At 35.8% G+C, this 24933-nt stretch carries 21 protein-coding genes; 16 read left to right on the forward strand and 5 right to left on the reverse strand.

Going from position 1 to position 24933, the window contains the following annotated elements:
- Window positions 1-134: 134 nt before the first annotated feature.
- On the reverse strand, window positions 135-461 hold the full coding sequence (locus tag NV349_RS06695; protein WP_036127104.1) for an antibiotic biosynthesis monooxygenase: 327 nt from the start codon (window positions 459-461) through the stop codon (window positions 135-137).
- Between the two features lie 219 nt (window positions 462-680).
- Here NV349_RS06695 and NV349_RS06700 point away from each other — a divergent pair, with 219 nt between their 5' ends.
- The 5 genes from NV349_RS06700 (at window position 681) to NV349_RS06720 (ending at window position 7975) form a co-directional block, all read left to right on the forward strand.
- Window positions 681-1652 carry an ABC transporter substrate-binding protein gene (locus NV349_RS06700; RefSeq protein WP_271912683.1) on the forward strand — a complete coding sequence of 324 codons (972 nt, stop codon included), beginning with the start codon at window positions 681-683 and terminating at the stop codon, window positions 1650-1652.
- A 21-nt stretch (window positions 1653-1673) separates the two neighbouring features.
- Window positions 1674-2702 carry a FecCD family ABC transporter permease gene (locus NV349_RS06705; protein WP_036127100.1) on the forward strand — a complete coding sequence of 343 codons (1029 nt, stop codon included), beginning with the start codon at window positions 1674-1676 and terminating at the stop codon, window positions 2700-2702.
- On the forward strand, window positions 2689-3477 hold the full coding sequence (locus NV349_RS06710) for an ABC transporter ATP-binding protein (RefSeq protein WP_442916420.1): 789 nt from the start codon (window positions 2689-2691) through the stop codon (window positions 3475-3477). The genes NV349_RS06705 and NV349_RS06710 overlap by 14 nt, the downstream gene beginning before the upstream one ends.
- 118 nt (window positions 3478-3595) lie before the next feature.
- The gene (locus tag NV349_RS06715) at window positions 3596-4504 is read left to right on the forward strand and encodes a ferrochelatase (protein ID WP_271912685.1); all 909 of its coding nucleotides are present in this window, start codon (window positions 3596-3598) and stop codon (window positions 4502-4504) included.
- Window positions 4505-5488: 984 nt separating this feature from the next.
- Complete coding sequence (locus NV349_RS06720; protein ID WP_036127095.1) at window positions 5489-7975, forward strand: S-layer homology domain-containing protein; 2487 nt, start codon at window positions 5489-5491, stop codon at window positions 7973-7975.
- 75 nt (window positions 7976-8050) lie between these two features.
- On the opposite strand, the gene NV349_RS06725 is transcribed toward NV349_RS06720, so the two are convergent.
- Window positions 8051-9178 carry an acyltransferase gene (locus NV349_RS06725; RefSeq protein ID WP_271912686.1) on the reverse strand — a complete coding sequence of 376 codons (1128 nt, stop codon included), beginning with the start codon at window positions 9176-9178 and terminating at the stop codon, window positions 8051-8053.
- Window positions 9179-9487: 309 nt separating this feature from the next.
- Window positions 9488-10480 (reverse strand): NADPH:quinone oxidoreductase family protein, encoded by a 993-nt coding sequence (locus NV349_RS06730; RefSeq protein ID WP_271912688.1) that lies wholly within the window; start codon window positions 10478-10480, stop codon window positions 9488-9490.
- Window positions 10481-10812: 332 nt separating this feature from the next.
- Between NV349_RS06730 and NV349_RS06735 the strand changes: the two genes are divergently transcribed.
- The 11 genes from NV349_RS06735 to NV349_RS06785 all read left to right on the forward strand — a co-directional run bounded on the left by NV349_RS06735 (window position 10813) and on the right by NV349_RS06785 (window position 22559).
- On the forward strand, window positions 10813-11400 hold the full coding sequence (locus NV349_RS06735) for a TetR/AcrR family transcriptional regulator (protein ID WP_036127086.1): 588 nt from the start codon (window positions 10813-10815) through the stop codon (window positions 11398-11400).
- 374 nt (window positions 11401-11774) lie between these two features.
- Entirely contained in the window at window positions 11775-12680 is a 906-nt protein-coding gene (gene rocF / locus NV349_RS06740; protein WP_271912690.1) for an arginase, read from the forward strand.
- A gap of 279 nt (window positions 12681-12959) precedes the next feature.
- Window positions 12960-14387, forward strand: a complete 1428-nt coding sequence (locus tag NV349_RS06745) for an amino acid permease (protein WP_271912692.1) — start codon at window positions 12960-12962, stop codon at window positions 14385-14387.
- Between the two features lie 200 nt (window positions 14388-14587).
- Window positions 14588-15361: a DUF817 domain-containing protein gene (locus NV349_RS06750; protein ID WP_058843355.1), complete on the forward strand. Its 774-nt coding sequence runs from the start codon at window positions 14588-14590 to the stop codon at window positions 15359-15361.
- 130 nt (window positions 15362-15491) lie between these two features.
- A complete protein-coding gene (locus tag NV349_RS06755) occupies window positions 15492-16070 on the forward strand; it encodes a pyridoxamine 5'-phosphate oxidase family protein (protein ID WP_058843356.1) in 579 nt (192 codons plus the stop codon).
- Between the two features lie 192 nt (window positions 16071-16262).
- Window positions 16263-16955, forward strand: a complete 693-nt coding sequence (vanR, locus tag NV349_RS06760) for a VanR-ABDEGLN family response regulator transcription factor (RefSeq protein ID WP_271913553.1) — start codon at window positions 16263-16265, stop codon at window positions 16953-16955.
- A 22-nt stretch (window positions 16956-16977) separates the two neighbouring features.
- Window positions 16978-18072 carry a sensor histidine kinase gene (locus NV349_RS06765; RefSeq protein ID WP_271913555.1) on the forward strand — a complete coding sequence of 365 codons (1095 nt, stop codon included), beginning with the start codon at window positions 16978-16980 and terminating at the stop codon, window positions 18070-18072.
- Window positions 18073-18160: 88 nt separating this feature from the next.
- Window positions 18161-19078, forward strand: a complete 918-nt coding sequence (locus tag NV349_RS06770) for a D-alanyl-D-alanine carboxypeptidase family protein (protein WP_058843359.1) — start codon at window positions 18161-18163, stop codon at window positions 19076-19078.
- 89 nt (window positions 19079-19167) lie between these two features.
- Entirely contained in the window at window positions 19168-19563 is a 396-nt protein-coding gene (locus tag NV349_RS06775; protein WP_036127069.1) for a VOC family protein, read from the forward strand.
- A 364-nt stretch (window positions 19564-19927) separates the two neighbouring features.
- Entirely contained in the window at window positions 19928-21061 is a 1134-nt protein-coding gene (locus NV349_RS06780) for a CamS family sex pheromone protein (protein ID WP_271912694.1), read from the forward strand.
- A gap of 211 nt (window positions 21062-21272) precedes the next feature.
- Window positions 21273-22559 carry an NtaA/DmoA family FMN-dependent monooxygenase gene (locus tag NV349_RS06785; protein ID WP_369802718.1) on the forward strand — a complete coding sequence of 429 codons (1287 nt, stop codon included), beginning with the start codon at window positions 21273-21275 and terminating at the stop codon, window positions 22557-22559.
- Between the two features lie 427 nt (window positions 22560-22986).
- On the opposite strand, the gene NV349_RS06790 is transcribed toward NV349_RS06785, so the two are convergent.
- On the reverse strand, window positions 22987-23913 hold the full coding sequence (locus NV349_RS06790; protein ID WP_271912695.1) for a TIGR03943 family putative permease subunit: 927 nt from the start codon (window positions 23911-23913) through the stop codon (window positions 22987-22989).
- Between the two features lie 11 nt (window positions 23914-23924).
- Complete coding sequence (locus NV349_RS06795) at window positions 23925-24923, reverse strand: permease (RefSeq protein WP_082673685.1); 999 nt, start codon at window positions 24921-24923, stop codon at window positions 23925-23927.
- Window positions 24924-24933 lie beyond the last annotated feature (10 nt).

The following is a 24933-nucleotide window of genomic DNA, read 5'->3' on the forward strand; positions in this document are numbered from 1 at the left end:
CGATGAAAAACGTCTAAGAACGTATAGTTATTATTCTTGTATTTTTACTGATATGTGTAATGTTAATCTTACAGATGGAAGAGGGAGCTGGCACATCTTTATCCTTTTAAGAAATCCTTGTACAGAAATTGCTGCTACTTTACTAAAGTTGCAGCAATTTCTGAAATAACAACCCGGTTACCCATTATTGGGGAAGACTCATTGTTTTCTTTGTTACCAATCTCTTCACGACGGTGTAAATTTTTAAAGTCATCTGATTCGCGCCATGCTTTGAATTGCTCGACTGTATCCCAGAACATCATAACGTTCATTTCATCGTGATCTTCTGGTTCAGAGCAAACGTTCACTTCAACTTTATTAAACCCTTCCCAGTTCAATAAATTTTTATCAGATATAAATAATGGTGCCATTTTATGAGCAAAACCTTTTTTTACTAAAAAACGGTTAGTTACTGTAATCATCTATTATATTGACCCCTTTATGACATTTTTAATTGATATTGATTTTCATTATCAATTAAAACATACATTAATTGGCTATGCAATAAAAAATTTTAAAAAATAACATTAAAAACGTTTGTTGACAATTATTTTTATTTCAAATAGAATCATAAACAACTGTATGAGAATGATTATCAATTTCAATTTGATTTTTAAAAAAAGAAAGGGTTGGTAGTTACCATGAAGAAGTTTAAATTTCTATTAGTAGGTGCGTTAGCATTAGTATTAACAGCATGTGGAGAGGAAAGTAAACCAGCAGATGTGGGTGCTTCAACAGATAAAATAGAAATGGAACAACAAGTTGAAACAGGGGGGGCGGTAACATTAATAGATGACCTTGGAAATAAGCATGAATTTGAAGCAATACCGAGTTCAGTTGCTACATTAAATCCAGGAATGATGAATATTTTGCTTGCATTAGGTGCAAACGTTACTGGTCGACCAACGATTACATCCGATATGAAGGCAGAAGTAAAAGCTATTCAAGAGATAGGTAACCCACATGAACCATCATTTGAGCAAATTGCTGCATTGAATGCGGAAATACTTATTGTGCCACTTAGCTTCCAGCAGTTCGCTAAAACGGTAGAAGCTACAGGTACGAAAATTGTGTACTCAAATATGAATTCAGTAGATGATATAAAAAAGACGATTACAAAATATGGAGCATTATTTAATAACACAGCAAAAGCGGAGAAGTTAGTTGGACAAATTGATGAGGAAATTGCAAAAGGCTCAACAAAATCAACGTTAGATGCTCTCATTGTTTACGGTGCACCAGGTACATATTTAGCCGCGCTTGATAATTCACTATACGGAGATATTTTAAATAAGGCAGGTGGTAAAAATATAGCAGCTGATTTACCAGCGACAGATAAGTTTCCAACATACGCAACATTAAGTGTTGAGAAAATTGTTGAACGTAACCCAAAAATAATTATGCTAATTACGCACGCCAATCCAGCAACAGTAAAAGAAGGTTTTGAAAAACAATTGAAAGAAAATACAGCGTGGAAAAACTTAGATGCAGTAAAGAATAAACAGATTATTATTTTACCAGCAGAATTGTTTGATAATCCTGGTACACAAGTTGTAGAAGCTATTGACTATATGCGCGGGCTTTTAAAGACAGCTGAAGAAGCAGTTAAATAATTTTATTGTGGGGAAATAACGATGATAGCAGAAGCGGAAAAATATGCACACCCACTTGCTAAAAAACGAAAAATAGCGCTAATTGTGTTACCTATACTATTAATCATTGTGAGTATTGGCAGCCTTATGATAGGACAAGTTTCGTTTTCAGTAAGTGAAGTGTTTAATGGAATTTTTAGTTCAGAAGATACTATGGCACGACGAATTGTTTGGGAAATCCGAATGCCCCGTATACTAACGGGTATGATTATTGGTGTTTGCTTGGCTATTGCGGGTTCGATTTTACAAGGAGTCATGCAAAATCCATTAGCCGATCCAGGAGTTATTGGAATTACTTCTGGCGCTGGAATGATGGCTGTAGCGGTTATGGTTGTATTTCCTGGCTATATTATTTACTTACCTATAGCAGCTTTTTTAGGTGCTTTTGTAGCGGCAATGATTGTGTATTCATTATCGGTGAAAAAAGGTGGCACATCCCCAATGCGAATTATTTTAGTTGGGGTAGCCATCAATGCACTTTGTGGTGCAGGAACAAATGCATTAATGATTCTTTATAGCGATCGTGTACAATCTGTATTGCCGTGGTTGTCAGGCGGTTTAACGGGTGTTGGTTGGATGCAATTAGAGATGATTGTCTACTATGTCCTTGTAGCTATTATATTATCAATTTATGCGATTAAACATATTCGTATAATGCGTCTAGGCGATGAAATGGCAAGTCTTTTAGGACACAATGTTGAACGCAGTCGATTCTTTTTAATTGTATTAAGTACGTTACTAGCAGGAATTGCAGTAAGTGTTGCTGGTTTAATTGGTTTTGTAGGTTTGGTAGTACCACATATTTTACGATTAATTATCGGTGGAGATCATAAGTATTTAATACCTACTTCAGCATTGGCTGGTGGCTTACTTGTTGTTTTCGCAGATACAATTGCGAGAACTGTATTTGATCCTATTGAATTTCCTGTTGGCATTTTACTAGCATTTATCGGAGGGCCATATTTCCTGTATTTAATTCATAGAAAGGGGAATTCCATTGCTACGAACTGAGCATATCAATTACCAACATGAGTTCACCAACTTCCAGTTAGATGATATTTCCTTGACAATCAATGAAGGAGAAGTTGTTAGTTTAATAGGACCAAATGGCTCGGGAAAATCAACTTTATTACGTGTAATTTCACGTCTTTTAAAGCCGAATAGTGGGGCAGTATATTTAGATGAGCGGAATATTCATGAAATGAAGTCTAAAGAAGTGGCTAAAACATTAACGATGCTCCCACAAATGAATAATCATCAATTAGATTTAACGGTGCGTGAGTTAGTTGAATTTGGGCGTCATCCGCATAGTGGAGGGAAAACGTCGCTGTCAAAAGAGGATATAAAAATTGTCGATTGGGCAATTGATGTAACTGGATTGAATCACATGCAAAATCGGGTACTACCTTCGATGTCTGGAGGAGAACGCCAACGTGCTTGGATTGCAATGACTGTAGCACAGCATCCCAAAGTTTTGCTATTAGATGAACCAACAACATATCTAGATATTGCTCATCAATTAGAAGTGATGGAGCTTGTAAAAGAGTTAAATCATAAATACAATATGACCGTTATCATGGTGTTGCATGATATTAACCAAGCCGCACAAAATAGCCAACGTCTAATTGTATTAAAAAATGGGAAAATTCATTATGATGATTCACCCCATTGTGTAATATGTAAAGAAATGTTTCAATCCATTTTTGAAATTGATGCTGAAATTTATATGCAGCATGGAAATCCTGTCTTTACCCCAGTAAAATTGTGTTCAAGTTCTTGTAAATGAACGTATTTTTTCTATGGTCACAAGATGCTTCTGTTAGAAATAGTAATTTGAAATTTATGAAGCATCTGTAGCACATATAAAATTAACTTATTCCATTGAAGTAAAGGAGTTTATAAAAATGATTGGTATAATTTATTACGCTTATGGCGCACCAAAATCTTTAGACGATGTTACACCTTATTTTTCACATATTATGAATGGTAAAACGCCACCACCTCATGTGATTGAAAATATTACAGCGCAATTTAAAAAATTAGGTGGTGTTGATCCGTTAGCAGCCAATACGAGCCGTATTGCTAAAGGGTTGGAACATGCTTTACAGCAACGCTTAGCCCAGCCTGTAAAAGTATATAATGCTTACAAACATACAGAACCTTACATTCCAGATGTTGTTAACACGATGCTTGAAGATGGTATCTCAACTTTTATTACGCTACCTGTAAATCCGATTATGTCTTCAGGTGCTGCTGCGTTTCATGATGAAGTAAGTGCATTGCTAGCTTCTCATGATGTTACTATTATAAGTGGTCAAAATTGGCATTTAAATACAGAATTACTTGCTGTTTATAAAGATCGTGTTCATCGTGCCTATGAATGGATTCCCACTGAAAAACGAGTGCACACTCATGTTTTATATACCGTGCATAGTCAGCCGATTAATCCTGAACGAAATGAACTGTATGTACGCCAATTCTCCGAATTAGCAGAGGCCATCTCAAAAGCTGCTCAAATTGATAACTGGCATATTACCTATCGAAGTAGTCATGGCAAAGGTGACTGGCTTGCTCCAGATGTAAAGGAAAAGATTAAAACATTACATGCAGAAGGTGCTCAAGGTTTTGTCACATGTGAACTCCTTTCACTTTCTGCGGATATTGAATCCTATTTTGAAATCGGAAGTGAATGTCAAAAAATTTGTGAAGAACTTCAAGTTGATTTTGCCCAAGCGGAATTTCCAGGTGACAGCTACGATACCATTCAAGCATTAGCTACCATTGTTGAATCATTTATTCCAGCGGCACAATAATAAAGGCTCAATTATTTACAACACCGAAGCGCTCCCACGGATGTAGTGGTTTAGCCAAGGCGACAACATACCTTAGTTTAATGGAGTTTCTTGTATTATAACGCCAAATTTTATGACTATGATGTAACTGACGAACAACTAAAAGACGCTTTAAATCCACCGTCTGAAGCAGCAAAATATTAGTGAAGATGAAGTTACTCACTGGAGCAAAATTGCTGGTCGTCAAACTGCTTTAAAGGATGAACATTGTGTAATAGTCGTTCGCCCTGTCATTATAAATAAGAAGATATAGCCATCTGATACCGATATTGAATTGGTGTCAGATGGCTTTATTGTTTTAAAATTAGAAAAGCAGCGGATACAGTTTAAGCACACTTCTATTACTGTTCCTTGCTCCGTTTTTAAATAATATTGCTAAAAAATGCGAGATAGTTAGTTGATGATAGAAAATAGCTTTTAAATATTTTTGTGAATAAAGTTTAGGGGACTGGGGCTAATATTCATTTAATCGATTTAGACAAAATAATTTTAGCAATCAACTAATTATTAACCTAGAATTTAACACTGATAGAGCTTTAATTTTGTTCAGCTATTATATTAAGAAAGTAATAAAACAAATGTAAATGAAAAAGAACTGATTACATATAATCCCTTTAAGTAGGTGAACTTTATGCCTATTCTATCTATTTTTCTATATTATAGAAATTTTCTATGAAAAGATTACCTATATAACCAATCTAGTAGTAAAATTACCTTATTTTTAGCGTTTATTTATTGGTAATCTAGTTATATTATTGTCTTGTAAAGCAAATTACAGTTTGATTGGGATATTTAATCTTGGTAAATTTAGAAGTTTGCTTTCCCTATAATTGGTTGTAATTATTATTTGCGAGAACAATTTATACATATTTTAACAATTGAATAGCGCGATAATATTGTTCTCACAGAATAATATAATTTATTAGAATTCTGGAGGAATATACTATGAAGAAACAAAACAAAGGTCGTAAATTTTTCGCAACTACTGCAACAGCAGCACTTGTAGCATCAGCAATCGTACCAGTAGCATCGGCTGCCGAATTTAATGATGCAGATAGCATTTCATCTTGGGCAAAAGAAGCTGTACAATTTTTAACTGACAAAGGCTACATCCAAGGTGATGAAAAAGGGAACTTCAACCCAGCTGGTACGCTTACTCGTGCAGAAGCTGCTGAAATTTTATCAAAAGCTTTAGATTTAAAAGCTACAGGAACAGAAGATTTTTCAGATGTTGATGAAAATGACTGGTTCTATAATGCAGTACTTGCAACTTCACCAGAATTATTTGATGGTATGGGTAATGGCAGATTTGAACCTAAAGCTCAATTAACAAGAGAACAAGCTGCGAAAGTTATCGTACAAGGCTACCAATTAACAGGTAAAGCAGACCTTAGCCAATTCGCAGATGCTTCGAAAGCTTCTAAATGGGCTGTATCTTACTTAGAAACGGCTGTTGACAACGGCGTAATCAATGGTAAAGGTTCATTATTAGCACCACAAGATAAAATCAGCCGTGAAGAATTCGCTACTATGGTAAAACGTACAATTGATGCAACTGTGAAAGAGGTAACACCAGCTGTAGCATCTGTAAAAGGGTTAAATGCAAAAGAGCTTGAAGTAAAATTCAACACAGCTGTTGATGCAAAAGATGCGGCAATCACAACGAAGTATGCTATTGAAGGCGTAGCTATCACAAGTGCAGTAGTGGCTGAAGACGGCATGTCTGTTACTTTAACGACTGATAAGGAGTTAAAATTAACTAACGGAAAAGTGACTGTAAAACCAGTCAAAACAAAAGCAGATGCTAAAGTTTTAACTGAAGAATTTAACAATTTATTAACTTTTGCAGATACAACACCTGTTAGTGTGAATACTGTAGAAGCAAAAGGTACTACAGCAGTGATCACTTTCGATGAGCTTGTACAAAATGAAGGAACAGTAAGCTTAAATGGTACTGAACTGTCAAAAGATCGCTATACTTTATCTGGTAAAAAATTAACAATTACTGGATTGACAGCTGAGCAAACTTATAAAGTAGATATTGTTGGTGCCACTGATTTCGCGAATAATATCGCGAATCCTATCGCTGTGAACTTCACAGTTGCTAAAGCAGATGTAGATAATTCAAAACCAACTGTTTCAACAGCTGTAAACGGTACAGAAATTACGTTTGATTTCTCAGAAGAATTAATGAAACAAAAATTTGTTGTAGATGCTGATGCTTCAGTTGAAGGGTATGCGAAAGTAACTGTAGGATCAACTGTTTTCTACTTAAAAGATGCTGATTTGAAAGATGTAGCTGATAAAACTGTATTCACGATTGATGCGAAAGCAGTGTTAGGTTCATCAACATTTATTAATACAAATATTAAAGTAGAAGGACAAAAAGATGTAGCTGGAAATGCTGGAGACGCATTTGAGTTCAATGCTATTCTAACTAAAGATACAACGCCTGCTACACTTGTCTCTGCTTCTACAAAAATGTTAGTAGCTGATGATGTGAAGGTAACTACAGATGTAGATGCTTTATACCTTACTTTTAGTGAGCCTGTCAAAGTAGATGGTATTTTAACAATTAAAACTCAGAACGGTATTGCTTACACTGCTGGAAAAGAAATAGCGGTAAAAGACGTTAAAGGTACTGGTTACGATGTAGATGGTAATGGCAAAATTGAGGGTGCAGAGAAAAACACAGTTAAAGTTGACATTGATTTAGATAGCAATTCAACATACACATTTGAATTATCTGCTGGAGCAGTGAAAGATTTATCTAAAAACGTGACTGCAGAGACGATTACATTTAATGTTACAACTGGAACGTTCGAAGCTACACCTGAAACGCCTACAGATTCATTAGTATTTGGAGCTACACCAGTTGTTGTAACAAATAACAATGTATTCACTGTTGAATATGCTACAGATGTGACTGCTACAGCAACAAATGCTGCTAACTACACACTTGGCGGAAAAGAGCTACCTGCTGGAACTCAACTTCAATTTGTAGATGGTACTAAAAAAGTCCGATTCACTTTACCTGAAGGTTCTATTACTGCTAATGGTAATTATGTACTTGAAGCTAAAAATGTAGTTGATACAAAAGGAAATACACTTAAAAATGGGAAAGCTACAACTCAAGTAACACTGAAAGAAAATATTGTCCCTGTAGCTTCTCAAGTAACAGTAGTAGATAATAAAACATTTATCGTAGACTTCTCTGAAAGTATTGTAAATGAAGCTACACCAACAGGTTTAACAGTGAAAATTGCTGGCTCTACTGTGAAAATTACTGCTGCTGTTGTAGAAAACGGTAAACTTAAAGTGACAACTAAAGATCAATATGCTTTAACAGATAGCATTGTAGTAGAATTCAAATCAACTAACTTAGCTGATGTGAATAACAATAAAGTAAAAGACGGTTCTATTTCAAAATAATTCAACCTGTCAATTATAAGAAGCCCTGTAGAGATATCTCTACAGGGTTTTTAGTTTTATGATAATCTATGAATTTTATTTATAAGGGAACTTTTGCGGAATAGGCCCAAAAGCAATCCAATGGTATTTGAAAAATCTGCCCATTAACAGCACAATCATCCATGTAATAAATAGAGCAAAGATAAAGCCGCCAGCACTCCATAGGTGATAGAGGACACTATTGCCGCCAGTACTAATTTGTCTGTAAAGGAAAAGGAAAAATGGATGCAATAGATAGACGCCAAATGATACTACTCCTAAGTTTATGAAACCGTTGACCCATGCATGGTTCCATTTATTATAGATCCAATAAGAAAGCTGTAATAAGACGATACAGGCTGTTAAAGATTGGAGCTGAAAAACTAGTTCAAATATGGTGCTGTTCACTAAATAGGTTTGTGACGAAAAAACATAGTAATATAAATAAACATTATAGATAGTAGATAATAGCCCTACACACCATATAAAAAGGAGGGGGATAGGAAAATTTCCTTTTTTTAATTGAAGCCATCCTTTATATTTTTCAAAATAAATACCTAAAAATGCACCAGCTAAAAAATAGCAAATATAAGAGAAAGAAATACTCCCTCTATAGGGATACTGCCAAAACTCTGCATTTAATAGAATAAAGGCCCATTGAAGAACGAAGCCAATCCAAATTAGATGAGGAGATAGGGCTGGCTTTTTCTTTAAAACATATAAGAATAAAGGGAATATAAGATAGAACTGTACAATGATAAAAATATAATATAAATGGGTGTACGCTTTTCCTATTAATAGTTTTTTGAGAAATTCAACACTAAATAAAGCATGCCATGTGGATACTAAATCATGTGTCACATAAAATTGCATGGCTGTATAATAAAAAATAGAAAAAAAGAGATAAGGGATGAGAATTTGTGTCACTCTTTTTTTATAGAAACGAATGATAAGCTCTTTCGTTAGTTCTTTTTGTATATAGTTGTAAAATAAAACGAATCCGCTTAAGAAAATAAAAACAGGAACAGCGAATTTGGGAAAAATATTGAGAAATACATATAGTGGATAAAATTTTGATTCATTAGATAATGCTGTAACTGGTGTACTAGTAGAATGGATGAGGAGTACAGCAAGAATGGCTAATGCACGTGTAATATTTAATTCATTGATATGTGCTCGCTTCATATGATCATCTCCAAAAGTTGATTATAGTTTTCAGTTCCCAAAATGCTGCCTACATACTCTATGGGTATGCTTGTTAATGTTAAATTAGACAAACATTATCGTCTGAATTTGTTTAAAGTGAGCAAGTGGGTCGTTCATGAATTACTATAAATGGCCATTATGTCAGGGAGATGTCAGCCAAAAAAAAGCTACCACGCTTTATATGCGTAGTAGCCTTTGTATCATTGATGATGACTATCAATATTTTCTGGGAAATAAAAAGGGGAATGAGATAGTATATCAAACCTTTTTAAATTTAAATCGAATAGCTTATAAAGTAACAAGAATTCTTCCTCTTGCTTGGCCTCTCAGTAAAAGAGGTAAAACATTTGGAAGTTGCTGTAGTGTGACCTCTTGCTGAATGAAATTGCCAAGGTTTACTGGTTTAAAATCTGTCGCAAGGCGCTGCCAGATGTTTAAGCGAATATCCATTGGACAATAAACAGAATCAATTCCAAGTAAATTTACCCCTCTTAAAATGAAGGGGAAGACACTTGTAGGAAGCTGTGTGCCTGCAGTTAAACCACTAATCGCAACAGCACCTCCGTATTGAATTTGACTTAATAAAGAGGCGAGTGGCTCTCCGCCAACAGAATCAACAGCAGCCGCCCATTTTTGTTTACCTAATGCTCTAATCTTCCCATCATAAACTTCTTCCCGAGTAACGATTGAAGTAGCCCCAAGATTATTTAAAAAGTCCTGTTCAGCTTTTTTTCCTGTGCTTGCTTCTACTTGATAACCAAGTGTTGAAAGAATAGAGACCGCAAAACTACCGACACCACCTGTTGCGCCAGTAACAAGAATTTTTCCTTTTTCAGGGTTAATGCCATTGTCCTCTAATTTTTTGATAGACAATGCAGCCGTAAATCCTGCAGTACCAATTACCATTGCTTCCTTGAGCGAAAGCCCTTTTGGAAGAGGCACAATCCATTTAGCAGGGATACGAGCATATTCACTAAAACCACCAAAATGAGAGACCCCTATTTCATAGCTAGTCGCAATGACCTCATCACCTTCGTTAAAGCGAGGGTCTTCAGAGGAAACAACGACTCCAGCTAAATCAATACCAGGAACAAAAGGATAGGAAGTAACGATTTTACCATCAGGAATAGAAGCAAGACTATCTTTATAATTAATGCTTGAATAATGAATCTTAATTAATACCTCACCTTGTGGTAGGTCTGCTAATGTCAATTCGTTTACTTTAACTGTAAATTCTTCCTCTTGATTGACAACTAACGCTTTAAAACTTCCTATTGTCATAGTAAACATCCCCTTATCATTTAATTCCAATAAACAGTAACAAAATTATTCTGACCGGTCAATATAAAATTGGAGTTTACCTATTCTTCCTGTATAATAGCTTTAACTTGATTCAGTATATGTTTTTGTATTGTTATGTACAGAAATCCCTCTCATTTATAATGGGAGATAGCCGTTGAATCCTCATAAAGCCGCCAGCGGATGTCTCAGTTTTTTGAAATGAGCTTTCGAGCAAAATCAAAAAAATCTGGATGCATTGTTTCTTCGCGTACAAGCGAAGCGTCAGCGGCAATTACACTGAGGCGTAATTGATTAAATCACCGGAGGCATCTATGAAAAAGAAAGAGGAAGAACGTAAAAAACAAATTATGAAAGCAGCCTTTAATGCTGTTTCAAAGTTAGGTTATGATAAAGTTACACTACAAGACATAGCCGATCATGCCAATGTTTCAAAAGGGGTAGTTCACTACTACTTTACAAGTAAACAAAATATATTATTGGCATTACTGGAATCCACTACGAGCAAAATCTATAGTGTTGAAATACAAGAAATAGGCAAATATCAAACAGCTATAGAAAAGCTTCAAGCCTACTTAAACGCTGTTTTTGTGTCACCCCAAGATAATAAAAAGTTTTACAGAGTCTATTTAGATTTTTTAGCCAAGGCAAACGGCAATGAGGATTATAAAAGAATCAACTTAAAATTTTATGAGAATTGCTGGGGAATTGGTCAAGAAATTATTGAATTAGGAAAAAGGGAAGGTGTGTTTAGCCCAAACATTGATTCCTTAGCCTCTGCAAAAATGATGAGAGCAATGATTGATGGTTCGTTAATACAATGGTTAACTTGTGATTTAGAAGAACAACATAAATTTTATAAAGAAACCTGTTTGAATAGTATTGTGAAATTATTAAAATAGGGATAATAAAGCCTAATTACTATTGTAGTAAGGCTTTTTTTATGTAGAAAAAAAGGGGTTAATTTGAATAAATTAGAAATTATTTATCAATATATTATCTTTTTTGCTAAAATTACCATCTTAATTTTCAAAAAAAACAATGGAAATAGAATATTTTTAATATTCATTTTGGTAATTTATGTAAAACGATAGCTTAAAATAGGAAAAAATTGTTTTAATATTCACTGAAATAGCGTTTATGCAATCGTTTATACAAGCAAATATCTATGTTTTCAATAATTTAAACTGTATAAAAATTTAAAATAATGTCGAGTTGAGTCAGTATATCATTTTCTTTATACTGTGAAAGTAATTATTGGAGAGGAGAAATGATCATGAATAAAGAAGTGACAATTATTGGGGTACCCATGGATTTAGGCCAAACTAGAAGAGGGGTAGACATGGGACCAAGTGCTATTAGATATGCAGGGGTAACGGAACGACTTGAGGGCCTTGGTTATTCCATACATGACGAAGGGGATTTAACCATTGACATCGAACAGGAAGATAAAGAAATAGAAGGAAAGACAAACTTAAAAAATTTAAAAACGGTCACAGAAAGTAATGAAAAACTAGGTCAGAAAGTAGATCATGAAATTTCCTTAAAACGTTTTCCTTTAGTTTTAGGTGGAGATCATAGTATTGCGATTGGCACATTAGCAGGTGTCTCAAAGAATTATGAGAATTTAGGTGTCATTTGGTATGATGCACACGGTGATCTAAACACAGGTGAGACATCTCCTTCAGGAAATATTCACGGTATGTCTTTAGCTGTAAGTTTAGGTCTTGGCCATCCTGCACTAACGAATATCGGAGGCTATGCGCCAAAAGTTAAGCCTGAAAATGTTGTGATTATTGGTGCTCGTGATTTAGATCCAGGTGAAAAAAAGCTTATTAAAGAAATTGGTATTAAAGTGTATACGATGCATGAAATCGATCGTTTAGGGATGACAACTGTAATGTCACAAACAATTGATTATTTAAAGGAGCGTACCGACGGTGTTCATTTATCTTTGGATTTAGATGGACTTGATCCAAACGATGCGCCAGGTGTAGGAACCCCAGTTGCAGGTGGTATTAGTTACCGTGAGAGCCATTTAGCGATGGAAATGCTATCAGAAGCAAATATCATTACTTCTGCAGAGTTTGTTGAGACAAATCCAGTATTAGATCAATATAATAAAACGGCAATTGCTGCTGTAGCTTTAATCAGCTCTCTATTCGGTGATACATTACTGTAAACAAAGGATAGTGACATCATTTCTCTCGTAAAGGAAGAACTTTTCTTAGACTATAAGGTCGCCACAACCAAATATAAGAAAGTAGCTCTCCCTAAATAAAGTTTACTATAGAAAAAGCAAATGCTCTAGCACATCAATAGCCTTTATTTTGTCAGAAAATTGACAGTTTATAAAATATATTAACTTGAACATCTATCAATTATTTAAATTTCAAATAGTTATCTGTCGTGCACGAAAAAAAGAAAGTGCTTACAAGATAATTAGTGTAAGGAGTTTTTTATGGCAGCAGAACAATATGAATTGAAAAGAAGTATGAAAGCTAGACACTTATTTATGATTTCTCTCGGAGGATGTATTGGAACTGGTTTTTTTCTTGGCTCAGGGTACACCATTAATCAAGCGGGGCCAACCGGTGCCATTCTAGCTTATTTAGTAGGCGGAGCAGTAATGTATTTAACAATGCTATGCTTGGGTGAATTATCTGTTGCTATGCCAGTATCTGGTTCATTCCAAACATATACGACGAAGTTTATCGGTCCTGCCACTGGTTTTGCTGTTGGCTGGCTGTACTGGCTAGGCTGGGCAGTAACTGTTGCACTCGAATTTTTAGGTGCTGGACAACTTATGCAAAGGTGGTTTCCTGATTCTCCAGTATGGATGTGGTGCCTAATATTTGCTGCACTGCTCTTTGTCTTGAATGGTTTATCTGCAAAAGCCTTTGGCGAAGCAGAATTTGTCTTCTCAAGCATTAAAATTTTGGCCATCCTGATGTTCCTTGCGGTTGGGGGAGCAGCTATGTTTGGGCTGATCGATATGAAAAATGGAACAGATGCCCCATTTCTTACTCATTTTTATGAGGGTGGTCTTTTTCCAAATGGTTTAACAGCACTGCTCATTACCATGATTACCGTGAATTTTTCATTTCAAGGTACAGAATTAATCGGTATTGCTGCTGGAGAGAGTGAAAATCCCGAAAAAACAATCCCTAAATCTATTAAACAAACCGTGTGGCGTACGCTGTTCTTCTTTGTGTTATCTGTCTTTGTATTGGCAGCTATGATTCCTATGGATAAAGCGGGTGTTGTTGAAAGTCCATTTGTTGTTGTATTAGATAGTATAGGGATTCCGTATGCAGCAGATATTATGAATTTTGTTATTCTAACAGCTTTATTATCGGTCGCTAACTCGGGTTTATATGCTGCAACACGTATGCTGTTTTCTCTTTCCGTTGAAAAGATGGCAAGTCCATTGTTAGGGAAGGTGAATAGAAGAGGAATTCCAATGAATGCATTATTGATTACCCTTGCTGTTGCTGGTTTGTCATTATTGTCAAGCGTATTTGCCGCTAATACCGTATTTGTGTGGCTTTTATCCCTAGCAGGTTTAGGTGCACAAATTGGGTGGATTGCAATTACTGCTTCTCAAATTGCATTTAGACGCTCCTATTTACGCCAAGGAGGAAAAGTGGAGGATTTAAAATTCAAAGCACCATTCTATCCGGTTATTCCTATTTTAGGATTATTGGCAAACTGCATCGTTATGGCAAGCTTGGCTTTTGATCCCGCTCAACGATTAGCCCTTTACTGTGGTGGAGCTTTCTTCATTGGCTGTTATATTGTTTATTATTTAAAAGTGAAAAAAGTTACAAATTTAGTAATAAACCAACAAGAAGTCCAGTTAAAATTAGATCAAAAAATGTATCTTTAAGTAATAAGAGTAGCTGTATTATGTGGCTACTCTTTTCTTTATTAATAAAGAACAACAAAGACGAAACTACCAAAGAATAGTTCCAAAATAAAACGAAAAAATTTATCGTTTTTCGATAAAAAAATATTGAAATAGGATAATTTATCGTTTATTCTTCATACAAGAATAAATTTAGTTTTGAGCTAATCTGAGGTGGATTCATGTTAAAAAATTTTGTTAAAGATTTAGGAATCTTTACGTATCAACAATCGTTATCCTGTATTTTTCCTGTTGTAATATTTATTACACTTGCATTTTCTAGAGCTGTTCCAATACCAGGTGTAGCAAGATACGATTTCATTCTAGTCATCTGTCTATTGACGCAATACTTGATGTATAGATTTGGATTAGAAACAAAGGATGAAATAAAAGTCATCTGTCTGTTTCATATTATTGGACTTGTGCTAGAACTGTATAAAGTAAATTTTAATTCTTGGTCTTATCCTGAAGAGGCGTGGTCAAAAGTGGGAGGTGTGCCATTATATAGTGGATTTATGTATGCTAGTGTGGCGAGTTATATTTGCCAAGCCTGGCGTAGATTCGATTTGAAAATCGTGAGTTGGCCAAAAAGTTATGTAGCCATTCCACTAGGAGCCATGATTTACTTCAATTTCTTCACCCATCATTTTATTTATGATTTTAGATGGCTGTTAATGGCATTACTTTTTGTGGTGTTTTATCGAACAATGGTCAAATTTAAGGTGCGAAATAAAATCTATCAAATGCCCATCGTTGCGTCTTTCTTTTTGATTGGCTTTTTCATTTGGATTGCTGAAAATATCGCTACTTTCTTTGGGGCATGGTCATATCCTAATCAAGAGGTAGCATGGTCGATTGTGCATTTTGGCAAAATAAGCTCTTGGTTTTTACTTGTAGTCATTAGCATTCTGATTGTTGCACAGCTTAAATTATTTTATCGAGATGCAGGTGAATAAATAAAGTGCATAACTAACTTTCATTTCAATATTTGAAAGTTGTACCCATCCCTTTTCATAAAACTGTCCCTTTTTTAGAGGGCAATCCTGCTGTAGACTCCTCTTTAGTAGAGGATAGGGGGATAAAAAGATGAAAACAGACATTCGAATGTTGCAAAGAGCTTGTACAGATGAAAAACAAATTCAACCATTTTTAAAAGACGCACAAACCGCTTTTCTTGGTTTAGTGGATCAACATACACCATATGTTCTGCCACTAAATTATGTCTTCAAAGATGGGAGTTTTTATTTCCACGGTGCCAATGAAGGCAGGAAAATAGACATCCTAACAGCCAACCCAAATGCATGTATTTCTATATGCGAGAATTATGGAACAATGGTAGATCCCATTCCTGCTAACACGGATACAGCTTATATGAGTGTCATCGCAAATGGTTTGGTGGAAATTGTCACAGATTTAGATGAGGCTACTGTGGCAATGCAGGCAATGCTTGATAAATATGTCCCAGGTTATTATCACGCCCCTTTGTCGAAAACACATATCGAAAAGTATCAATCATCACTCGGGAGTAAGACGCTTGTTCTGAAAGTAAGGCCAACCAATTTAACCGTAAAAGAGCATAAATTAAATGAACAAATGCACTATTATTCAGGCAGAGTGGTAACACAGGATTTGAATCGGAAATCTACTACTGTGGCGACCAATTGAACAAATTAAATATCGAATAACGATAAGGCTTGGGATTCAATATGGAAAGTAGAGTTGGAAAGAGGTTTTTTCCATCTCTACTTTTTTATAGCGCTTTAAATAACCTATTCTTATTAATAGATATAGCTATTCGTAAGTGCTATAATGCCTGTGAAAAATCATTGGAAATTGTGTAAGTAGAAGGAGAGGACAATTCATTTGAATATTTTAGTTGTTGACGATGAAAAAGAAATTGCAGATTTAATTGAGTTATATTTAAAAAATGAAAACTACCATGTATTTAAGTACTATACAGCTCAAGAGGCTCTGGCGTGTATTATACGGGAAAATGTGGATTTAGCTGTTCTCGATATTATGATGCCAGAGATAGATGGCTTTACCATTTTACAAAAAATCCGAGAAACATTTAATTTTCCAGTGATTATGCTTACGGCAAAGGAAGAAGAGATTGATAAAATAAATGGATTTTCTTTAGGAGCAGATGATTATATAACAAAGCCATTTCGTCCATTGGAATTGGTTGCTCGTGTCAAGGCACAAATAAGAAGATTTACATTGTACAACCAAGGTTCGAAGCAAACAGAAGATATCATTGATTTCGCTGGTTTGATGATCAATCAGAACACACGGCAGGTCTTTTTAAATGAAAGACAGGTATCCCTAACCCCTACGGAATTCGCAATTCTATGGTATTTGTGTACAAATCGAGGGAAGGTCATTAGTTCAGAGCAATTATTTCAAGAAATTTGGGGGGACAAGTATTTTAACAGCAATAATACCGTAATGGTTCATATACGACATTTAAGGGAAAAAATGAAAGATTCTGCGGAAAACCCAAAATTTATTAAAACTGTTTGGGGAGTGGGGTATACCATTGAAAAATGAGTTTGGCGGATTGAAGAGGAAGATGATTTTACAAATCGTTTTTATTCTTATTATAGCAATCATAATAGGTTTTATAATCAACTTTGCATTCATTGATGGTGTTTTACAAGCTCCCTTTGCAGATGCTTTTATAGCCTTTTGCGAAAATGTCTTGCAGCTCGATTACTTTGCTGCACAAAATGCCTACAATGTGTTATTTCAACAAAATAAACCTCTTTGGCTTACTATAGGATTTATCCTATTATTGTTGATCATTTTTTATATTGCCCTCTCTCGTTTTACTCGTTATTTTCATCAAATTAGTAACAGTATCATTACGCTTGCAGATGAGTCAGAGAAGGAAATTCATCTTCCGACAGAGCTCGATTTTTTAGAGAAGAAATTAAATGATGTGAAATATAAATTAGAAAAGCGTGCGAGGGATGCACAAGAAGCAGAACAACGTAAAAATGATCTGGTTGTTTATTTAGCCCATGATATAAAAACACCCTTAACATCTATCATTGGTTACTTAAGCCTTTTAGATGAGGCAAGGGATATGCCTGTTGAGCAAAAAGAAAAATATGTAACGATTACATTAGAGAAATCCTATAGACTAGAACAATTAATCAATGAGTTTTTTGAAATCACAAGATTTAATTTACAATCCATCGTTTTAGAGAAAGACCTTATTCCTCTTAACTATATGTTAATGCAAGTAGCCGATGAGTTTTACCCATTGTTAGCACCAAAGGGTCAAAAAGCCATCGTCAATATAGATGGAGAGATGACTATCTATGCAGACAGAAATAAATTAGCAAGGGTATTTAATAATATTTTAAAAAATGCAATTGCCTATAGTGAACCCAACAGTACAATCGAAATTAGTGCACAAAATGAAAACAATCAAACGTTTATTTCATTTAAGAATACAGGGAAGACCATACCGCCTGAAAAATTAAAGATGATATTCGAAAAGTTTTACCGTTTAGATAGTGCAAGGTCTACACAAACGGGTGGTGCTGGACTTGGTTTAGCCATTTCAAATGAAATTGTGCAAGCCCATGGAGGGACGATTACAGCTACTTCTCATCACAATCAAACCGTGTTCATAGTTATGATTCCAGCCAATTCTTAAGAAACCTTAAGAATTCACTAATAGTTAATTAAAAATAAGCTCCTTTTTTTATGGTTCAATAAAAGCATAAAGAGAAGGAGTTGTTTTTATGTTCACAAGAAAAGGTATTGTAAGTATATTGTTCCTGTTCATGATCGTATTTGTTTATTTGATATTGAAAGAAACACCTGTAACATTACGTCAGGAGATGGTTGATTCACCAAAAGTAATATCGACGATGAGTAGCGATATGCTCAATATCGATTTATATAGTTCTAATGCCATTTTAGTGAATTTAGATGAAAATCAAGTACTATTAGATAAAAATAGTGAGGAAGTCATTTATCCTGCATCTTTGACGAAAATGATGACTGTTTTAGTCGCGATTGAGCAAATTCCAAGCTTACAAGATGAAATCGTTTTACCTAAAAACATCTTTAATGATTTATACGAGGAAAATGCTTCAGTGGCAGGTTTTCTTCCGAATGAGAGGTTGACGATAGAGGATTTATTGTATGGTTCCATGCTGCCATCAGGTGCAGAGGCATCCATTGGTTTAGCTGAATATGCTGCTGGTTCAGAACGGAAATTTGTAAAGCTTATGAATGATAAGGCGCAGCAACTGGGAATGAAAAATACTCATTTTATGAATACAACAGGACTGCATCATCCAGATCATTATACAACTGTGAAAGATATGTCACTACTCTTACAATATGCCTTAACAAATGATGAGTTTCGAAATGTTTATACAGCAGAAAGATATTCTATTAAGTCAACGAACCTTCATCCGGAGGGTATTACATTTACTAATCGAATGTTTCAACATATGACATCAAGTGTATTGCCAGGAGGGAAAATCCTAGGTGGCAAGACGGGTTATACAGAGGATGCAGGATTATGTTTAGCAAGTTTAGCAACTGTTAATGGACAAGAATATGTGTTAGTGACAGTAGGAGCTGAAGGAGGTCCTCGGACGGAGCAATATAACATTACGGATGCATTTTCTGTGTATAGTCAATTGTAAAACTGGTGACTATTTTCTATATGTTTTAATTTTCAATCTTTTTGAAAATGCTATATAGTGAATATATTCACCTTGAAGGAGAGGGTACTATGGGAAGATTAGTTCATTTTGAAATCCACGTAAATGATATGGAGCGGGCAAAGCATTTTTACGGGAAAGTATTTGGCTGGTCATTTCAAGACTGGAGTGACTATGCAGGCATGCCGTACTTTGGAGCAGTGACAGGTGAGGAAGATGAACTTGGTATTAATGGTGCGTTAATGCAACGCCAAGGCCCACCACCAGAAGTCAATCAAGCGTTGAATGGCTTTGCTTGTACCATGGGTGTCGAAAGTTACGATGGAACAGAAGCCAAAATTCTTGAAAATGGTGGCAAAGTAGCTATCTCGAAACATGCTTTACCTGGGATGGCATGGCAAGGCTATTATATCGATACAGAAGGCAATATTTTTGGCATTCACCAACCTGATAAAAATGCAAAGTAGCATTCGCTCCATAGTTGAGGGGTAATGCTCAAAAATGGGGAAGCCGCTTCAGTTGGAGGTTGCGCTGGGAAAGTGAGGAAGTTGCTTAGAAAAGATTGGTCTCGGCTCATTGGAAGAGCGACCTCCTTATAAACATGAAGAAACCACTCCAAAGCTAGAAGACTGCACCTGATCAAAAATAAACTTTTCTCACAACCATCTACAATAGTAAAGACCTATGTTCATTTTTTCTTGAACATAGGTTTTTTTGATCTCACTATAGAATGGTGATATTTATAAATATATGATGTTTTGTTTTGTAAAATTTGGTATGGTTAAATTATGGAAATATTAAATTTCTACATATGATCAAGGAGTATTTGTGATGAAAAAGAGAAAGTGTTTATTTAGTTTAATCGCATCCATAGGGTTATTAGCATCTTGTAGTAGTGGTGAGGTTGAGCCTGATACGACGAATGAAAAAATGTATATTTCATCTATTCAAAAAAAGGAAGCCTATGAAATTCAACAGCCTGCAAAAAGTAATATTGCGCGAGGCTTAATGGTTAACAATATGAATAATGCGTTAAATATAAATGAAATAGAGAGGGGACTCATGGATTTATCTGTGAATCATTTTGCAACTGAAAAGTATTATTTGCAGGAAGGTCAATATTTGGATGAGCAAATGATTAAGCAATGGTTAGGGAGAAAAACAGAGGAAGGTATTGGCTTGAACCCAGCCATTGAAACTAGAACTGGTGATGTTTTAGAGGATGAGAAAAAGTATCCGCTAATTCTCTCTCATGTAGTAGAACATAATTTTATTCATAAGGAAAGTAACAAGCTAGAGGGAATGTCGATTGCGATATCGTTAAATGAATTTTATGATATACGTGTATCGGATGACAAAGGGTTAATTTACACAGGACAAGTGAAAGTAGATCAAAATGATGATGATAGCAATGATGTGAAAAATTACGGCAAAAAAATAGCTGGCAAGATCATTCAGGATATAAGAAACAATAAAAAGATACCGGAAGTCCCTATTTATTTAACTTTATATCAGGAATCCAACATAAATGATATTATTCCTGGCTTATTTTTAGCTGAAACCTTTATTGCAAAAGGAGAAAATACTATAACAAAGTGGTCTGAGATTGATAAAAAGTATTACTCATTTCCATCAGAGGCATTATATAGCTTAGATCAAAATATGTATAATAAATTATTAATTTTTAAAGAAGATATTCAAGCAGGGTTTAAGCATTTAAACCCTAAAATTATAGGGAGACTTCGCTATGAAGAGGGTAAATTAACAGATATTAAAATGGAAGTACACGCGCCGCTAATCAATGATACGGAATTAGTAGGCTTGTTACAACTGATTAGTACAAAATTAAATACGATTTTATTTGAGTATATCCCTATTACCGTTCGGATCATTGATCAGAAGAAGGATGTGGGAATTGTTCTATGGGAACCGACAGAAAAACAAATTTTCGCAAATCCTATCTAACTATCATGTAAAAAGTCGTCGCAACTCAAATGAGAGACTCATGATTTTCCATGGGGCATAGTAAACGAAAAGTAATAAATAGCAATCAAAATAACAGGTCCTTATTCATTAGGTACCTGTCTTTTTTTGTATGTAAAGGATTTGGTTGCAATATTTAAAAAGTAAGCCTATTATGAAAATGATAATCATTTTCAATTAAAGAGAGGAGAATATAACAATGAGAAGACATCTTATTATTGGCATGCATATAGCTGTACATGGTAATCATGGTAAGAAGGGTGCATTACTTGATGAACATATTGCATTTGCACAGCGTGCTGAGGAAGCTAAATTAGATTTTTTATTTAAGGCTGATTATTTAGTAGCACATCCAGAATTAATGGCTAAAACAAAAGGAACGGTTGGCTTAGATCCTAGCTTTTTAATGGCAACGGTGGCACGAGAAACTAAGCAGATTGGTTTAGTGACTACCATCTCGACATCCTTTATACCACCATATTTGATTGCACGTCAATTGCAATCGTTGAATTGGATTAGTGAGGGACGAGTAGGCTGGAATATCGTCACTTCCATTGATGGGGCCAATAATTTCAGTAATGAACCTATGGCTTCATCAGAGGAGAGGTATGCTAAAGCCTCAGAATGTATAGAGGTCGTGAAACAGCTATGGCATAGTCATCCCTATGAAGTATTGGAAACAAATGGTGATTTAGAGAAAATAAATGAGCTTGTCAAGCCGATTGAGCATGAGGGTGAGTTTTTCCATATTAATGGCCCTTTAAATCTACCTATGCATCCAGCAGGAGATATACCATTCTTCCAAGCAGGTGCATCGGATGTAGGTCGTCAATTTGCGGCTACTGTTTCCAATGCGATTTTTGCAGCGACACCTGCTATGGAGGTGGGTGTTGAAATGCGTAATGACTTGCGTAAACGCGCGGTTGAGGTTGGTCGTTCAGCCGATGATATTCGGTTATTACCAGGGCTCTATTTCTTTATAGGCGATACATATGAGGAAGCACTCGAAATGTACCGTCAAGCACATGCACATTTAACACTTGAGCGTCGCTATAGTGCTCTAGAATCAGTGATAGGCATGGATATTCGTCATTTGGCACTGCAAGATCAGATAACGGCTGATATGCTGCCGCCAAAAGATCAAAAAGTACGTAGTAAAACACATGCCGATTTGGTGCGTCGTTATATTATCGACAATGAACCAACTGTTGAGGTATTGCTTGCACGTCCAGAAGTAATTGGCTCAGCTCACCTTGTGGCAATCGGCACACCACAGGACATTGTCAATCAAATCATTACTTTTTATGAGGAGGGTGCATTGGATGGCTTTATTGCTGTACCAGGTGGACCTCCGAAATCTTTAGATTTATTCTTTAGTGATGTGATCCCTATGCTAGTAGAGCGGGGGCTATTCCGTGCTGAATATGAAGGGAGCACATTACGTTCCCATTTAGGTCTAGATGTACTATTACCCAATTAATAGATGAAAAAGGTGATGTCAACGGCAGAAACAGTCATTTTGAAAGGCGAGGGGTTGATTTCTGTTCCGCCAGCGTCCTTTCCAGGGGCGTCCGATAAGCCGCTGCTCCAATCCACCATGTGGTAAAAGGATAGACTCTTATTTTCGATGTGGAGAAGTGATGAGTGACAACACCAGTAGTGAATACCTTCACTTTATTTGAAAAACTTTGCTAACAAGAAATATTTTTATAGAGTGGAAGGCTACTTGACTCCCGTAGGATAGCAAGACAGGCGAGCCTCTAAACGGAGCGGCTCGGCGCTCGCCCACAGGAAAGCAAGTAGCCTGCAACGGAAATCCTTTTTCACCTTTCACAAAAATTCTATGGATCGTTTTGTTTTTCAACACTATGAAAGGGCAAAGATATAAACTTTGCCCTTTCATGTTGCTAGAAACTCATTCGAATATTTATGGGGTAAAGATATGGTGATTCAGGCTGTTCAATTGTTACCCAATCATCAATATGAATAACGGGTAGGCTTGCACCCTCATAAGTTGTTTGACCGATTGTACCGATTACCTCAATCCATGTATCCTCTTTGATAGTTGGAACCTCAGGAAATTCTGTCAAAAAGCCTACGATACTTGCATCAGCAACACAATGGGTAATAAGGAATCTGGAAACCACTAGTTGCTTTTCTGTAAAGCTATCTTCTTTCAAAACAAAGCCTTTTAACTGGATTTGCTTCCCTAAATAGTTTGCTAGATGTTGATGCATGTCCTCGTAATAAATCGTATAATCCTCATCTGTCATTTTCAGCATAGTTTGTTGAAATAGCTGTTGCTTTAATTGTTCATATTGCTTTTTTGTCATTTCCTGCTTTTCCTCCATTAGTTTAGGGTCAGGATCATGCTCGTCATAGATATTTTCATCAATCGTTTCATTTGAAGTGAGGTAATCCTCAATTTTGGATGGTTGACTTTGCTGAGTGAGAAAGAAGGCCCCACCCTTTTTATCAGCGATTGCAGCATCTAAAATTTTGGCAGGCACGAAGAAGCCCGTCAAAATCGGTGTCATAATAATAAGATAGGCTAGCCATTTTTTGCGTGTAAAGACTGAATGACCATGGTCATGATGTGAACAGCAAGCATGTCCACTGTCGTCGCAATGATGGGTCGTCTGGGTAAATGATATGACTCCTGTTAGCTGAACAAGAAACAGTATAAAAAATAAAATGGCAGCTGTTTGGCTAAGGCTTTCATATTTGGGGTTAATGAATTTTGTTAGTTCCCCGGTCCAATGCAGGCTCGCAATCATAGCTGAGAAAGCAAGTAGAATAAGGGCTCTTAGCGCTTGCTGAACGTGAAATTTCATGGTTTTCCCCCTTAGAGATACGGTGAAAGAATCCATATACTAATATAGACAATGATAGCCACTAAGGCGGCTAACCAGAAGACAAATTTGAAGCGAAATACGCTCATTAACATAATGGTATTTTTCAAGTCAATCATGGGACCAAAAACAAGAAATGCAAGAATGGATGGGGTTGAGAAAGTAGCACTAAAGGATGCCCCAATAAAGGCATCTGCCTCCGAGCAAAGTGAAAGAATAAAGGCTAAGCCCATCATGACCAAAATAGAGGAGGATACGCCATCTCCAATTTCTACGAGTGTTTTGGTAGATACATAGGTTTGGACAAAAGCAGCTAAAAATGCCCCAATAATTAAGTATTTGCCCATATCAAAAAATTCATCAATGGCATGTTTGAACATATTGAATAGTTTTGTGACAAAGGATGTTGGTTGGTTAGCTGTTGCCAATGAATGAGGTTGTAAGGAGCTTTTAAATTGTGAACCTTTAAAAAACAAGCTAATGAGTAATGCTACGACAATAGCGATAACAAAACCTAGCAGCATTCGTAAGCTGGCTATTTTCAAATCATTTCCAAATGCCATATAGGTAGAGAGAATAACGATTGGATTAATGAGTGGGCCAGTTAACATAAAGCCTATAGCTGCATGTATCGGTACACCTTTGGCAATCAATCTTCTCACAATAGGCACGATTCCACATTCGCAGGCTGGAAATAATGCGCCTACAAGACAGCTCATGACAACGGCCATTACCGCATTTTGAGGAATCCACCTTTGAATATGTTCCTCTGTGATAAAAATCTGAATAAAGCCCGCAATGATGATACCAATTAACACAAACGGTAATGCCTCAATTAAAATACTTAAAAAAATAGTATGCAGACTGAGTAAAGAGGAACTTAAATCACTTAATGCTGAGATATTGAATAACAGGAATGGTAGCAAGCTTACTAATAGCATGAAGATGAACCAAAAATTCAATACATACCTTGAAAGATGGAGACGTTCCACATGTACCTCC

This window comes from Lysinibacillus sp. OF-1 (assembly GCF_028356935.1).
Classification (GTDB): domain Bacteria; phylum Bacillota; class Bacilli; order Bacillales_A; family Planococcaceae; genus Lysinibacillus; species Lysinibacillus fusiformis_D.

Coding starts and splice junctions, on each gene's coding strand:
- NV349_RS06695 (WP_036127104.1), bottom strand. CDS start 461: ATGATTACAGTAACTAACCGTTTTTTAGTAAAAAAAGGTTTTGCTCAT.
- NV349_RS06700 (WP_271912683.1), top strand. CDS start 681: ATGAAGAAGTTTAAATTTCTATTAGTAGGTGCGTTAGCATTAGTATTA.
- NV349_RS06705 (WP_036127100.1), top strand. CDS start 1,674: ATGATAGCAGAAGCGGAAAAATATGCACACCCACTTGCTAAAAAACGA.
- NV349_RS06715 (WP_271912685.1), top strand. CDS start 3,596: ATGATTGGTATAATTTATTACGCTTATGGCGCACCAAAATCTTTAGAC.
- NV349_RS06720 (WP_036127095.1), top strand. CDS start 5,489: ATGAAGAAACAAAACAAAGGTCGTAAATTTTTCGCAACTACTGCAACA.
- NV349_RS06725 (WP_271912686.1), bottom strand. CDS start 9,178: ATGAAGCGAGCACATATCAATGAATTAAATATTACACGTGCATTAGCC.
- NV349_RS06730 (WP_271912688.1), bottom strand. CDS start 10,480: ATGACAATAGGAAGTTTTAAAGCGTTAGTTGTCAATCAAGAGGAAGAA.
- NV349_RS06735 (WP_036127086.1), top strand. CDS start 10,813: ATGAAAAAGAAAGAGGAAGAACGTAAAAAACAAATTATGAAAGCAGCC.
- rocF (WP_271912690.1), top strand. CDS start 11,775: ATGAATAAAGAAGTGACAATTATTGGGGTACCCATGGATTTAGGCCAA.
- NV349_RS06745 (WP_271912692.1), top strand. CDS start 12,960: ATGGCAGCAGAACAATATGAATTGAAAAGAAGTATGAAAGCTAGACAC.
- NV349_RS06750 (WP_058843355.1), top strand. CDS start 14,588: ATGTTAAAAAATTTTGTTAAAGATTTAGGAATCTTTACGTATCAACAA.
- NV349_RS06755 (WP_058843356.1), top strand. CDS start 15,492: ATGAAAACAGACATTCGAATGTTGCAAAGAGCTTGTACAGATGAAAAA.
- NV349_RS06765 (WP_271913555.1), top strand. CDS start 16,978: ATGATTTTACAAATCGTTTTTATTCTTATTATAGCAATCATAATAGGT.
- NV349_RS06770 (WP_058843359.1), top strand. CDS start 18,161: ATGTTCACAAGAAAAGGTATTGTAAGTATATTGTTCCTGTTCATGATC.
- NV349_RS06775 (WP_036127069.1), top strand. CDS start 19,168: ATGGGAAGATTAGTTCATTTTGAAATCCACGTAAATGATATGGAGCGG.
- NV349_RS06780 (WP_271912694.1), top strand. CDS start 19,928: ATGAAAAAGAGAAAGTGTTTATTTAGTTTAATCGCATCCATAGGGTTA.
- NV349_RS06790 (WP_271912695.1), bottom strand. CDS start 23,913: ATGAAATTTCACGTTCAGCAAGCGCTAAGAGCCCTTATTCTACTTGCT.